A 13151-nucleotide genomic window follows, 5' to 3' on the forward strand; every position below is an offset into this window, starting at 1 on the left:
CTGATCGGGACTGGGACTGTGCTGTCCGGCTTGGTTGCCTTCGGCCTTCATAGAAACTCGCTGCACTCAATACTCAATGGCGTTGCTCTAGCCGTACCGGCCTTTGTAGAGCGAAGCGAAACCCATCCTAGGGGGCTTGGCGGGGGATGGGTGTCGTACCCCGACGGATCGAACGGGCGTGGCAGCGAGTAGTCACCTCGCGCCGTTTTCCACAACACCGGGGTGTTAACAGACCACGACGGATTGACCGGGCAGCGTCCGCTGCCGACAATTCCCGACCGATAAGCTGGGAGGAAAAATGAGACTTTGTTTTGCAATTTGGGCCGGCACCATTCTCGCTACGCTTCTGGTGGCAGCACCAGCCTCTGCAGATAGTTGCAGCCAATGGAGGAACACCTGCATTTCCAGCGGTCCGGCCGCAGACGGTGACAAGAACTTAAAGAAGTGTACCGCGGCAGCCGACGAATGCCGCGTGCAATGCAAGAAGGGACAGAAGGTGTTCGTCGGCCCCTTCAATGGCCAACATCACCCGGTGACGTCTTGCAACTAGACGCGATGGATGCAGTGGCCTAGCCCGCAAGCTGGGCAAAGCGAAGCGAAACCCATCAAGACTTTGCTCGATGGCGAACTGATGGGTTTCGCAAGTGCTCCACCCATCCTACGCGGGCACAATAGACGTTGCGCTTTTGCGAGTGACGCAATCATTCCGTGCGGGACGCCAACAAGGCCGGAAGATCGCTCATTCGATGAAAGACGCGGTCGCAGATGGCTGCCAGCTCCGGCTCAACTTCCGGATCACCTCCGGTAAAACCCAAGACTTTCATTCCCGCGGCCTTTGCCGCGCGAGTTCCGGACAACGAATCCTCAACAACGACGCAACGCGAGGGGGGCACGCCCAACGTTTGCGCAGCATGCAGAAATAGACCGGGCTCAGGCTTCCACGAACCGACCTCGTACGCACTGAAGATGCGTCCTTCGAAGCGCGCCAGCAGTTTCGTCAGTCCGAGTGCGTGCGTGAGCTTCGACATGGGCCCGTTAGACGCTACGCAAACCGGGACGGTAATTTCGGCAAGTGCCGCATGGATTCCTTCGACCGGCTTCAGTTCTGCATCGAAGGCCAGCGCGGTTGCGCGTCGGATGTCTGCGACGAAAGTATCGCGAACGCTGCGGCCTAACCGGCGCTCGATTTCGCGCACGCAATCCGCCATCTTGACCCCTCGAAAGGAACGTACGGCGTCTTCCACGCTGATCGTCACGCCTTCCTCGGCTGCGGTTCGCGCGAACACGGTCAGCTGGATGATCTCACTGTCGACCAGAACGCCGTCCGAATCGAAGATAACGAGCTCGGGATTTGCAGACGTCATCCTTGCGATGCTCCAGCCGCGCAGTTGTTCGGAGCTTCGCTATATCCGGGACCGTGGACGGGCACCATACCGGGCCGCCTAATTGTCCCGGATTGCGCTTCGCTCCATCCGGGCTACGAGCTCTCGCCGCGCAGCTTCCTTCTTTCCAGTCGAGACGAATGGCGCAGCAGGTTGCAATAGCGGCGTCCAGCGCACCCCGATCCACGTTCGTTACGACGGACGATCGCCCCTCCGGTGACCGGGATGGCGGGACAGTGTCGTAAATCCGAATTTCGGTAACGTCGAATGTTTTCGCGGGAGGGGGTTGACGGATTTTGGGGCGGCGGGGCGTTTTGCCCGACGGGCAAATTGGCATGCATGAAGAACACAAGCGCGAAGACCTGATTGCCGAGGTTTCTGCCTGCTGGACCACGCAGGTAAGGTTAATTCTTCCTTTCGATTGTCGGTAAAATTTTATCTATTATCGTCTTCTCATTCATGACGAACCAGAGGCTCCGATAGTGTTTGCGTTTTGCCTGATCGTGACTGGGACTGTGCTGCTTCTGTCCGGCTTGGTTGCCTTCGGCTTTCACAGAAACTCGCTGCACTCGATGGCATTGCTGTAGCCGTACCAGCGTTACCCTGAACGTCCGGATCTCTCTGGCCAAGACCTGAGCATACGCGGCAGGATTACGAGAGATCACGCCCAGCTTCAGCGGACTCGCAGACCTTTTGTAAAGAGTGCGCCAAAGGCCAGCGTGCAGGATGGGTAGAGCGAAGCGAAACCCATCAGAGCCTTGATGGGTGACGAAACACGATGGGTTTCGCAAGTGCTCTACCCATACGCGCTACGAACCTTGATCATCCGCTAAGGTAAGCCACGGCCACGCGCAAGCAAGACCAACATCACAAACAGCGGAACGAACAGCACGATTGTAAGCGGGAGCAGCAACGCCAAGGCTTCAAAGCCGCGAATGAAGAAACGAATGATGCCATATGCTCCCGTCGCGGCCAGCGCAAAGGCGACTATCGCTGCGACCGAATAGCGGACCAGTCGCTCCATCCGGGCTACGAATCCTGATGTCCCGCAAACCGATCGTCCGATCGGCGCAGCCGTCGGCAGAGCTCGCGATTGATGTTCTGCAGGACGATCACGTAGGCGTGGATATCGGACTTGTAGCAGGCGTAGAGCTTTCGGGCCGTCAGCTCGTACAGCACGGTCGGGCTTTCCGTGACCACTGTGGCCGAGCGATTTTGCATTTCGATCAGCGTCATCTCGCCGAAGAAGTCACCAGGCTCCAGACGGGAAATCGGGACGATGCTCCCCGCATTCGTCCGCTTGCTCACCGCCAGCCGGCCGGACTTGACGATGAACATCGAACGTCCCGGCTCGCCTTCGGCCACGACGGTTGCTCCGGCATCGAAGCGGCACTCGACCAGCATCGAGATCAGGAGGTCGAGGCTTGGATCCGGGAGACCGCCGAAGAACGGCGTCGCCAGCAGGAACGCTTTCAAATCGGGGGCCGTGACGGTCATCGCGCAAGGATACGCCCCACCGCTACTTGCGGCAAGCAGAGCACGTATCGGCGCCGACGGCGGCTACACTTGCGCTCCTGCTTTCGTATCCGGCCCGCTTCGACCGAGGCGCGGCTCCGTTCCCGTCAGCAGCCGCTGAATGTTGGCGCGATGGCGAAAGATCACGTAGATGCCGCCCCCGATCACCAGCAACCGATAGGGCAGCGGTTGCGCGAAGGCGCAGACCAGAACGATTGCGGTCAATGAAGCGAGCATCGAGCTCAGGGAGACGATCCTGGCAATCGCCAGCACGAGGCCGAAGACCGCGGCAGTTCCCAATCCCACGGGCCACGACATCGCCAGCAACACGCCGAGCCCGGTCGCCGCGGACTTGCCGCCTGTGAAGCTCAACCAGATCGAGCGGCTATGCCCGAGCAGCACGGCAATTCCGGCCAGGCAAACGGTCCATGGCACCCAGGTTTGCAGGTCGGACGCCGTCGGCGGCATCGGGGACAGTGCGGCATAGAGCCAGGGACAGAACGCGCGGGCAACGATGATCGCCGCCACGCCCTTCAGCACGTCGGCGACCAGCACCACCAGTGCGGGCCATGTTCCAAGGGTCCGCAAGACATTCGTGGCGCCGGTGGATCTGGAGCCATGCTGACGAATATCGATGCCTCGAAGGAGTTTCCCCGCCAGATAGCCCGTGGGGATCGAACCCAGGAGATAGGCGATCACCAATGCGAACGAGCCTGCTGTCCAGAAAGCCATGGGGATGAGTTGCCTTCGAAGAATGTCGAGGGCAACACCTTAGCGCGTGGGATGGGTCGAGCGAAGCGAAACCCGTCAGACTCGCGCGGTGGCGAGGATGATGGGTTTCGCAAGTGCCCGGCCCATCCTCCGTGCTGCAAGCTATTTGGGCCGGCGTCCCCTGATCGCATGCGCGCGCGCACTGCAGGTGATGCGACCATCGGCATCCGCCGGCAGGCGCGCACGCGCCCGCGCGATGAGCGTCTCGACGTCTGCGGGTTTCATCGCTGCAATGGCAGGCCGAAGCGAAGGAGACTTCAGATTGATGGCCCAGAACTCGTCGAAACTTGAATAAGTCCGTTGCACCGTAATCTCGCGCGTTTGCACGTCCTCGAGGCCTGCTCCGGCCCACAGCTCGCGCAACGCTTCCATGCGAGATGCGTCCAGCCGTGGCGGGCGGGTTGCCGCAAGGCCCATTGCCTTCATCTCGTCGTAGATTGGATCGAGCGGAAAGCCGCCGAACATGTCCCACATATACGTCACGACCGCACCGCCGGGGACAACGACCCGCACCATTTCGCTGACGCCCTTGGCGGGATCCGGAACGAACACGAGAACCAACGCCATCACGGCCGCATCGAAGCTGCCGTCGGCGAAAGGCAGTGCCATGGCATCACCCTGACGAAACTTTGCCACGCGCGCTGCAGGTCGCGTGCGCGCAAAAGCGAGCTGCTCGGCCGAGGGATCAATGCCCTGGACCTCGAGGGGGCTGCAGCGCTCGACCAGGAGTTCAGTGAAGGCCCCGTTGCCGCAGCCGATGTCGATCCACCGCAAGCCGGCAGGAGGTGCCAGCCAATCAAGGAATATCTCGCCGGCGAACCGGCTCCAGATTCCCATCATCTGCTCGTAGGCGGCACCGTCGTCGAAGTGAATTGTTTGCTCTGCCATTCCGAGATCCTCCCGGCCCGATGACGCTCCTTCGCGCGCCATTCTGCGCACAAAGGAGGGAAGTGGGAAAGTCTCGGACGTGACCCGGTCGGCGCGGCTCACTGCCGCGCAATGCTCTCGCCGCGCAGCGCCCGTCGTTTCCGCCACACCTGCAGGTCAATCATGACTTTCACGGTTGCCGCGAGGACGAGCGCGCACAGCGCCGCCTTCGAGATCGTCTCCATCGTCCCCTCGATCAGCAGGCAATGGACCACGCTTGCTGCGACGATGACGATCGCGAGCGGCATATGAACGAAGCGCCAGGTTCGCGGTCGCAGTCCCAATCGCCGGCGCAGTGCCGCCAGAAGCGCGACGATGAAGATGGCCCACATGGCAATGACGCCAAAGGGGGAGAACGGCGTCGGCGACGAGAAGGTCAGCGCGTCGATCATGTCGGGCGGGCTGGTGATCCAGAGGCCGGCGACATGGATCACGATCGCCAACGCGAGCGCGCCGCCGATCCAGTGATGGGCGCGCCGTCCGCGATAGGCCGTCAGCGGCGGCAAGTAACCGCCGATCAGCAGCGGCTGAACCAGCACGAGGCCCAGCGCAATGATGCCGGCAAATCCGGCGAGGATGTAGACCGGACCGCGCCATGCCAGCTGCTCGCTTGCCGCAGCAAGCGCGATCGGCACGCCGATGGCAACGGCAAGGGCGGCCCAGATCAGGATCATCCGGGTCGATTTCCACCCCGTCATTCGTACGTCCGATCAGGCCGGCTGCAGGACGAAGTGCGCCTCGAGGCTAGTCTCCTTTGCGCTGCGCATCACCGGGCGCAGGAAGACGGTCTTGAATTCACCGCTGTCATAGGCGAGGTGACCATGCGGCTGGCCGAAGATCGGAACGATCTGCGGCATCTCGAGCCGGAACTTGCCGTCCTTGTCGGTGAGCGTGGCGCCGTGGCTCTGCGGCTCGTGCTCCTGCCCTTCGACCGTGTGCGCCCAGATCTGGATGCGCTGTCCGGCCAGCGGCGCCCCGTCGCCGGCACGGCGCACGGTGCCGCTCATCCAGAAGCCGCCCTTGCCGATCCGCTCCACGATCGCCGCGCCCTTGCGGTAATTGTTCGCTCCGCCCGACATCGACTCGGTCGGCGCGAGGCCGTCCGCGCGGGCGGGCAACAGGAGCCCGGGTAGGCCGGCGGCCAACATTCCGGTCGCGAGAACGGAGCCGCCAGCGGCGAGGAGGTTGCGGCGATTGAGTACGACAACGGTCATGTCAGTTCCTCCTGGCGACCGTGCAATGGCTTCGCCAAGGGTACAACAACAGGCGCAAAACGCCCAGTTGGGACAAAGGGCGCAACAGGTCGCAATAACAGTGTTGTGAACGGAGGTGCGGGCCGCTCGGACAGCCTCGTAGGATGGGTTGAGCGAAGCGAAACCCATCGAGGCCTTGTTCGATGACGAAACATGATGGGTTTCGCAAGAGCTCTACCCATCCTACGCGCTATTCAGCCGCGCTTGCCCTGCTGTCGTTCAAGGCGGAGCCTTTGTGCCCTCATACGTTTTATCTCTTCATTGAGAGCGTCGGTCTTTTCATCGAGGCGCGAATTCTCTGATTTCGGCTCGTCGCGCTGACGGATCTTTTCGAGCGCTTTCTCAACCGAGAGCTTGGTCGGATCGGCCATCATGTCTCTCCAGGAAGGAAATCGAAGCAAACCAATGCTGCAAGTGAAAATGAAGCCGGGTTCCGGATGTTGACGTAGGTCAAGCCTGCGCTGAAAGTCCGCTCAGCCAAAGACGTTGTCCGGGCAGCTCGCCGGCCACCCACGACAATTCCGAATGGCATCGTTGCGCCCGTGTCCAATCGACACTGCAACGCTAACATTCAGACCGGACGGTATTACATATGGAGCCCCGGCGCGTTGCGCCCCTCACCGGTACTCTCGCATGATCCCCTTCTCCGTGCTCGACCTGGCTCCCATCCGTCAGGGCGGCGATGCGTCGCAGGCGTTTCGCAATTCGCTCGATCTTGCCCAGCATGCGGAGAAATGGGGCTACAAGCGCTTCTGGCTGGCCGAGCATCACAACATGACGGGCATCGCGAGCGCGGCGACGTCGGTGGTAATCGGACATGTCGCAGGGGGCACCAAGACGATCCGCGTCGGGTCCGGCGGCATCATGCTGCCGAACCATTCGCCGCTGGTCATCGCCGAGCAGTTCGGCACGCTGGAGTCGCTCTATCCCGGGCGGATCGATCTCGGGCTCGGGCGGGCGCCGGGCACCGACCAGTTCACGGCGCGGGCGCTGCGGCGCGACCTTGCCACCACGTCCGAGAATTTTCCGCATGACGTGCTGGAGCTGCAGGCGCTGCTCGGCGATTTGCAGCCGAACCAGGCGATCCGCGCCGTGCCCGGCATGGGGACGAAGGTGCCGCTCTGGATCCTGGGCTCGAGCACGTTTGGCGCGCAGCTTGCGGCCATGCTCGGCATGCCCTTCGCGTTTGCCTCGCATTTCGCGCCGCAGATGATGATGCCGGCGCTGCGCGAATATCGCGCGCGCTTCGAACCCTCGGCCCAGCTCGACAAGCCCTATGCGATGGTCGGCGTCAACGTGTTCGCCGCCGACAGCGATGCGGAGGCGCAGCGCATGTTCTCCTCGCTGCAGCAGCAGTTCATCAATCTGCGCCGCGGCACGCCAGGGCCCCTCCCGCCGCCGGTGAACGACATGGACGCACTGTGGTCGCCGGCCGAGAAGGCGGGCGTCGGCCAGTCGCTGTCCTGCTCCGCGGTCGGCTCGCCTGAAGTGGTCGAAGAGAAGCTGAAGGCACTGATCCTTGAGACCGGCGCAGACGAATTGATGACGACGGGGCAGATCTACGACCACGCCGCGCGGCTGCGCTCGTTCGAGATCGCGGCCGCGGTGCGCGACCGGCTGGCGACGCGGCCGGTGGGGTGAGCGCGGGGACCACGCCCGTCATTGCGAGCGATGCGAAGCAATCCAGAATCTTTCCGCGACGGCAGTCTGGATTGCTTCGTCGCTTCGCTCCTCGCAATGACGCCGGACCATTTTGCTAGTCCGCGAATCCAAACAGCTTCGCCGGATTGCTCACCAAAATCCTCTCCAGCTCGGTCTGGTCCGCGACATAGCGGTACATCAGCTCGAGCAGGTCGGCATCGTTCGGCGGCTGCTTGACGGAGACCGGGTGCGGCCAATCGCTGGCCCAGACGCAGCGGTCGGGGGCCGCTTCGATATAGGCACGGGCGATCGGGATCACGTCGTCATAGGGCGGGCCGGCCTTCGAGGTCTTCTCGCCGAGCGACAGCATGACCCAGAAATTGCCCTTGGCCAGCAGCTCCAACATCTTGACCAGATTCGGATCGTTCTTGCCGGCTTGCGGATCGGGACGCGCCATGTGATCGATCAGCACGGGGACGTCGAGGTTCTCGTACTTGGCGACGCTGGAGACGATGCCGTCCTTCTCCGGCTGGATTTTCACGTACCAGCCAAGCTCGCGGATGCGGGCGATGGCGCGGGCGAAATCGGCATCCGACAGCACGGCACCCAGCTCCTGGCGGAAGCTGAAGCGCGCGCCGCGGACGCCGGCATCATGCAGCTTGGAGAGATAGGAGTCGCTCGCTTCCGCGAACACCAGCGCGTTGGCGCAGCCGCGATAGTTCGGGCCCATCGCGGCGAGACCGTCGAGCACGACGGCATGATCGGCGCCGTAGGTTGTGGTCTGCACGATGATGCCGCGCTCGATGCCGAGCGTCTTGTGCATGCGCAGCGCCGCTTCCCAGGTCGCGGTCGGCATCCGATAGGCCGCGCCGGGACGCTCCGGATATTTGTCGATCGGCCCCAGCACGTGGAACTGGCTGTCGATGGTCTTGGGCGGCGGCGCCTTGACCGGGCGGCGCGGATTGGGATCGAACGGCAGATAGGTCGGCATGCGCAAAGCTCCTTCAGTCGATCACGGCGGTGAAGTCGCACTGCACCAGCGCGCCGCCATCCATGTTGTCCATCGGCAGCGCGTGGCGGGCCGGGCGCGAATGCTCGTCCGGAAACATCTTGAGCCATTCGACATTGACCGGGCCGCGCTGCGAGCGGTCCTTCAGCCACACCGTCATCTTGATGATGTCGTCGGTGGTGCCGCCGGCAGCCTCCACCGTCGCCTTCATATGCGCGAACATGTTGGCGCATTGGGCGTCGAGGCTTTCGGGCATCGCATTGGTCGCGGGATCGCGGCCGAGGATGACGCCGGACATCACGAGATTGCCGATGCGGCAGGCGTTCGGAATCGGATTGACGTGCTTGAAGCCGCCGATATGGATGCTCTTGCGCCGCGATTGACCCGTCATGATGCGCTCCCTGTTTGTTGTTGCTTTAGACGAACTGGCACGACACCGAGCCGAAGGGGCCATAGTCCGCGTGGAAGGTGTCGCCGCGGCGGATGTCGACCGGACGCGTGAACGATCCCGCCAGCACCACCTCGCCGGCGGCAAGATATTCGTCATGCGGCGCGAGGCGGTTGGCGAGCCAGGCGATGCCGTTGGCGGGGTGATTGAGCACCCCGGCGGCAAGGCCGGTCTCCTCGACCTCGCCGTTGCGGAACAGGAGCGCGCCGATCCAGCGCAGATCCGCATCCATCGGGCGGATCGGCCGGCCGCCGAGCACCAGCGCGGCATTGGCCGCGTTGTCCGAGATCGTGTCCATCACCTTGCGCGTCTTGCCCGTCCCGGGGTCGACGCGATGCATGCGCGTCTCCAGAATCTCCAGCGCGGGCATGACGTAGTCGGTGGCGTTGAGCACGTCGAAGATGGTGCAGTCGGGCCCGCGCAGCGGCGCTTTCAGCACGAAGGCGAGCTCGACTTCGATCCGCGGCGCGTGGAAGCGATCGAACGGGATCGGCGTGGCGTCGGCATAGAACATGTCGGCGAACAGCACGCCGTAATCGGGCTCGTTGATGCCGACCGCGTTCTGCATCGCCTTCGAGGTTAGCCCGATCTTGTGCCCCTTGATGACGCGGCCGCGGCCGAGCTGAAGCTTTGTCCAGGTGCGCTGGACCGCGTAGGCATCCTCGATGCTGAAGTCCGGATACTCTTTCGAGAACATCGGGATTAACGTCTTGGTGCGCTCGGCCTCGTCCAGCCGCGCGGCAAGGCGTTCGATCGTGGCACTATCCAGCATGATTTATCGCTCCGCGGCGACGGTGTTGCGCAGCACGCCGATGCGGCTGGACTCGACCTCGACGACGTCGCCGACCTTCAGCCAGCGCGGCGGATCGAAGCGCGCGCCCGCGCCGGTCGGCGTGCCCGTGACGATCATGTCGCCGGGCTTCAGCGTGGCGAAGGTCGAGAGATAGGAGATGATGAAATCGAACGGGAACATCAGCCGCTCGGTCGTGTCCTGCTGCCGCACCTCGCCATTGACGCGCGTGACGATGTCATGCGGCCCGCGCGGGTCGAGCTCGTCCGCCGTGACGATCCACGGACCGATGCTACCGGACCGATCGAAGTTCTTTCCTTGCGTGACGTTGAACTTGCCGTGGCGCAGCCAGTCGCGGATCGTGCCCTCGTTGCACAAGGTCATACCGAAGATGTGCGACCAAGCCTGTTCGCGCGGGATGTGGCGGCCGCCCTGCCCGATCACGATGACGAGCTCGCCTTCATAGTCGAGCTGCTCCGAAACCTTCGGCTTCTCCAGCGACTGGCCGGAGCCGGTCATCGACGACATGCTGCGCACGAACAGGCTGGGATACTTGGGCAGGTCCGAATTGTCTTTATATTCCGCGTTCCGCTCGGCGTAGTTGACGCCGATGCACCAGAGCTTTTCAGGCGCCAGCACCGGCGGCAGCAGGACGAGCTTGTCCAGCGCATGGTCCGGCTTTTGTCCGGCGACAGCTTCCTTCGCATCGGCAAGCGCATTCGCCGCGATCAGCGCCTTCACGTCCGAATAGTCGCGGCCGATCCGGCTGGTCAGATCGACCACGCCGCCTTCCACGGCCGCGCCATAGCGCGGCGCTCCATCCAGGAGATAGCTCAGGAGTCGCATCGTCAATTCCTCCAATGATCTTGAGGCGGCTGGGCGGGATGACCGGCCCGCGCACTCAGTCTTTCGATTTGGGAGTCTGGAAAACGGTGTTGAGCGTCACGATCTCGCCGAGGGTGGCGTAGCGCGGCCCGCCGATGCGGGCGATCGGGTCGAGCGCCTTGGTCTCGACCTTGCCGTCGTTGACGAGACCGTCGCGCAAGTGGAACATCACGACCTCGCCGACGATGAGCCGGCTCTTGGCGTCGCCGAATTCGAGGCACTGCCGAAAGCGGCACTCCATCGCGACCGGCGCCGCGCTAAGCCGCGGCACCTTGATGCGCTCACTTGCGATCGTCTCCAAGCCCAGCTCTGCGACCTCGCTGACTTCAGGCGGATGCTCAATCGAGCTGTAATGCACCGCCTTCATCAGCGGGGTATCAGCGATGTGGATCACATATTCCTCGGTGTCGAGGATGTTGTGCGCGGTGTCCTTATAGTCGGCGCCCTTGCGGCCGACGCTGATGGCGAGCATCGGCGGCTTCTGCGAGACGAAGGTGAAAGCGCTGAACGGGGCGAGATTGAGCACGCCCTTGCTCGACAGGCTCGTGACCCACGCGATCGGGCGCGGCACCACGATGCCGGTCATCAGGCGGTAGATGCGCTCGGCGCCGAGCTCAGTGGGGTCGATCCGCATCGATCATTCAGCCCTGATGTTGGCCTTGCGCACGACCGGAATCCACTTGGCGTCCTCGCGCTCGAGATAGGCCCTGAACTCGTCCGGCGTCATCACTGTTGCTTCGCCGCCGAGTTTTTCGAACTTGTCGACCACGCCGGGGTCCTTCAGGATCGCGACCAGCGTTTCGTGCAGCTTGTCCACGACCGGCGCCGGCGTGCCAGCGGGGGTGAACAGGCCGGTAAAGGTCTGGCCATCAAAGTCCTTGTAACCGAGCTCGACGAAGGTCGGCACGTCAGGCAGCGACTTCAGGCGATGCGGTGAGGTGACGGCCAGCGCGCGGAACAGGCCGGCCTTGATGTGCTGGAGGCTGACCGTGAGCTGGTCGAACGCGAACTGCACCTGGCCGCCGAGCAGATCGTTGACCGCCGGCGCATTGCCGCGGTAGTGCGCGGTAACCCATTGCAGCTCGAGGTTCGACTGCATCAGCTCGCTGAGCAGATGGTTGGTGGTGCCCGGGCCGGGCGAGGCCATGGTCAGCTTGCCGGGCTCGCGCTTGGCGAGGTCGATGAATTCCTTGAAGTTGCTGGCCTGCACCGACGGATGCACCTCGAGCACCAGCGGCGTCATCGAGATGGTCGAGATCGGCAGGAAGTCCTTCTTCCAGTTGTAGGCGTCGCGCTTGTTGATCTCGGTCGCAAACAGCACCGGGCCGTTGGCACCGACGAACAGCGTGTAGCCGTCGGGCGCCGACTTCGCGAAGGCTTCGCCCGCGATCATGCCGCCGGCGCCGGCCTTGTTCTCGATGATGAAGGGCTGGCCGAGCTTTTCCTGGAGCTTGTCGGCGATGATGCGCGCGGCGCTGTCGACATTGCCGCCGGCCGGATAGGGCACGATGAGCTTGACGCTGCGGGCGGGCCATTGCTGACCTGAGGCGGGTCCTGCCAGCATCGCGGCCACAGCAGCGATGGCAATCCAGATTAATCTCATGTTAACCTCCCAGCAGCGCTTCCAATTCCAGTATCGAGTGCCGATGACGTCGCGCACGGCATCCCGATCGCGGCGCAATCTCCAGATGCGCACTTTACCTGTCGAGTGAATTGTGGCGTTCTTGTCCATATTATGGACAGAACCAGAATAGCCCGCAACGCCATGGAACCGCGGCAGGGCGCGCAGGCGATCCGGCGCGCGCTCGCGGTGCTGCGCATTCTTGCCGCAGGCCGCGAGGACGGTGTGCCATTGGCCGAGGTGGTGCGGACCACCGGTCTCACCCGTCCGACCGTGCACCGCATCATTCACGTGCTGATCGAGGAAGGCATCGTCGAGCGGCACGAGCGCACCAGCCGCTACGCGATCGGCAACCAGGTGCCGGAGCTCGCGCTGGCGCGTCCCCGGCCGTCGCGGCTGCTGATCGCCGCCAATCCCTCGCTGCAACGCGCATCCGCCGCGATCGGCGACACGCTGTTCCTGACGGTGCGCACCGGCAACGACACGCTGTGCGTCGACCGCCGGATCGGAATCTATCCGATCCAGGTGCTGTCGATCGAGGTCGGCGCGCGCCGGCCGCTCGGCGTCTCCAGCGCGGGCGTCGCCATCCTCGCCGCGATGCCGGCGCAGGAGGCGCGAAAAATCGTCGCGGCCAACGAGAAGCGGTTCGAGGCCTACCGGACCGATGTCGCAACGGTGCTCGGCGAGGTCACCGCCGCGCGACGGCTGGGATACGGCATGAGAGAGATCGGCCTCGTGCAGGGCACCAAATCGATCTCGACCTGGATCAAGACCCCGGACGGGCAGCCCGCCGCGGCGATGACCGTCTCCGCCGTTCGCACGAGGCTCGGGCCAAGGCGCGAGCAGGAGGTTGCGGAGATTTTGCTGCGAGAGGCGCGGATCATCGAGCAGGCGATCGGGGGTTAGCTT

16 protein-coding genes are annotated in these 13151 nt (G+C 63.5%); 2 read left to right on the forward strand and 14 right to left on the reverse strand.

Going from position 1 to position 13151, the window contains the following annotated elements:
• Positions 1–701: 701 nt before the first annotated feature.
• The 8 genes from JQ603_RS17540 to JQ603_RS17575 all read right to left on the reverse strand — a co-directional run bounded on the left by JQ603_RS17540 (position 702) and on the right by JQ603_RS17575 (position 6219).
• The gene (locus JQ603_RS17540) at positions 702–1364 is read right to left on the reverse strand and encodes an HAD family hydrolase (protein WP_212341237.1); all 663 of its coding nucleotides are present in this window, start codon (positions 1362–1364) and stop codon (positions 702–704) included.
• An 847-nt stretch (positions 1365–2211) separates the two neighbouring features.
• Positions 2212–2406, reverse strand: a complete 195-nt coding sequence (locus JQ603_RS17545) for a hypothetical protein (RefSeq protein WP_212341239.1) — start codon at positions 2404–2406, stop codon at positions 2212–2214.
• Positions 2407–2411: 5 nt separating this feature from the next.
• The gene (locus tag JQ603_RS17550) at positions 2412–2879 is read right to left on the reverse strand and encodes a Crp/Fnr family transcriptional regulator (RefSeq protein WP_212341240.1); all 468 of its coding nucleotides are present in this window, start codon (positions 2877–2879) and stop codon (positions 2412–2414) included.
• A gap of 63 nt (positions 2880–2942) precedes the next feature.
• The gene (gene plsY / locus JQ603_RS17555; protein WP_212341241.1) at positions 2943–3629 is read right to left on the reverse strand and encodes a glycerol-3-phosphate 1-O-acyltransferase PlsY; all 687 of its coding nucleotides are present in this window, start codon (positions 3627–3629) and stop codon (positions 2943–2945) included.
• A gap of 141 nt (positions 3630–3770) precedes the next feature.
• A complete protein-coding gene (locus JQ603_RS17560) occupies positions 3771–4658 on the reverse strand; it encodes a class I SAM-dependent methyltransferase (RefSeq protein WP_349630747.1) in 888 nt (295 codons plus the stop codon).
• Positions 4655–5293 (reverse strand): ferric reductase-like transmembrane domain-containing protein, encoded by a 639-nt coding sequence (locus JQ603_RS17565; RefSeq protein WP_212341242.1) that lies wholly within the window; start codon positions 5291–5293, stop codon positions 4655–4657. Before JQ603_RS17565 ends, JQ603_RS17560 begins: the two co-directional genes overlap by 4 nt.
• A 12-nt stretch (positions 5294–5305) precedes the next feature.
• Positions 5306–5809 carry a Twin-arginine translocation pathway signal gene (locus tag JQ603_RS17570; RefSeq protein WP_212341243.1) on the reverse strand — a complete coding sequence of 168 codons (504 nt, stop codon included), beginning with the start codon at positions 5807–5809 and terminating at the stop codon, positions 5306–5308.
• A 233-nt stretch (positions 5810–6042) separates the two neighbouring features.
• Positions 6043–6219, reverse strand: coding sequence for a hypothetical protein (locus tag JQ603_RS17575; RefSeq protein WP_192859540.1), 177 nt, complete (start codon positions 6217–6219; stop codon positions 6043–6045).
• 262 nt (positions 6220–6481) lie between these two features.
• Here JQ603_RS17575 and JQ603_RS17580 point away from each other — a divergent pair, with 262 nt between their 5' ends.
• The gene (locus tag JQ603_RS17580) at positions 6482–7489 is read left to right on the forward strand and encodes an LLM class flavin-dependent oxidoreductase (protein WP_212341244.1); all 1008 of its coding nucleotides are present in this window, start codon (positions 6482–6484) and stop codon (positions 7487–7489) included.
• A gap of 115 nt (positions 7490–7604) precedes the next feature.
• Here JQ603_RS17580 and JQ603_RS17585 read toward each other — a convergent pair whose 3' ends face one another.
• Genes JQ603_RS17585 through JQ603_RS17610 form a run of 6 tightly spaced genes read right to left on the reverse strand, consistent with a single transcriptional unit; the run spans position 7605 to position 12224 of the window.
• Positions 7605–8480, reverse strand: coding sequence for an amidohydrolase family protein (locus JQ603_RS17585; protein WP_212341245.1), 876 nt, complete (start codon positions 8478–8480; stop codon positions 7605–7607).
• A 13-nt stretch (positions 8481–8493) separates the two neighbouring features.
• Complete coding sequence (locus tag JQ603_RS17590; RefSeq protein ID WP_212341246.1) at positions 8494–8889, reverse strand: RidA family protein; 396 nt, start codon at positions 8887–8889, stop codon at positions 8494–8496.
• Between the two features lie 25 nt (positions 8890–8914).
• Entirely contained in the window at positions 8915–9718 is an 804-nt protein-coding gene (gene hpaH, locus JQ603_RS17595; RefSeq protein WP_212341248.1) for a 2-oxo-hept-4-ene-1,7-dioate hydratase, read from the reverse strand.
• A gap of 3 nt (positions 9719–9721) precedes the next feature.
• Positions 9722–10582, reverse strand: coding sequence for a fumarylacetoacetate hydrolase family protein (locus JQ603_RS17600; RefSeq protein ID WP_212341249.1), 861 nt, complete (start codon positions 10580–10582; stop codon positions 9722–9724).
• Positions 10583–10637: 55 nt separating this feature from the next.
• Positions 10638–11255: a flavin reductase family protein gene (locus tag JQ603_RS17605; protein ID WP_212341250.1), complete on the reverse strand. Its 618-nt coding sequence runs from the start codon at positions 11253–11255 to the stop codon at positions 10638–10640.
• Positions 11256–11258: 3 nt separating this feature from the next.
• Positions 11259–12224, reverse strand: a complete 966-nt coding sequence (locus JQ603_RS17610; RefSeq protein WP_212341251.1) for a Bug family tripartite tricarboxylate transporter substrate binding protein — start codon at positions 12222–12224, stop codon at positions 11259–11261.
• 132 nt (positions 12225–12356) lie between these two features.
• Between JQ603_RS17610 and JQ603_RS17615 the strand changes: the two genes are divergently transcribed.
• The gene (locus JQ603_RS17615; protein ID WP_212341252.1) at positions 12357–13148 is read left to right on the forward strand and encodes an IclR family transcriptional regulator; all 792 of its coding nucleotides are present in this window, start codon (positions 12357–12359) and stop codon (positions 13146–13148) included.
• Positions 13149–13151 lie beyond the last annotated feature (3 nt).

This window comes from Bradyrhizobium liaoningense (genome assembly GCF_018130825.1).
GTDB classification, from domain to species: domain Bacteria; phylum Pseudomonadota; class Alphaproteobacteria; order Rhizobiales; family Xanthobacteraceae; genus Bradyrhizobium; species Bradyrhizobium liaoningense_B.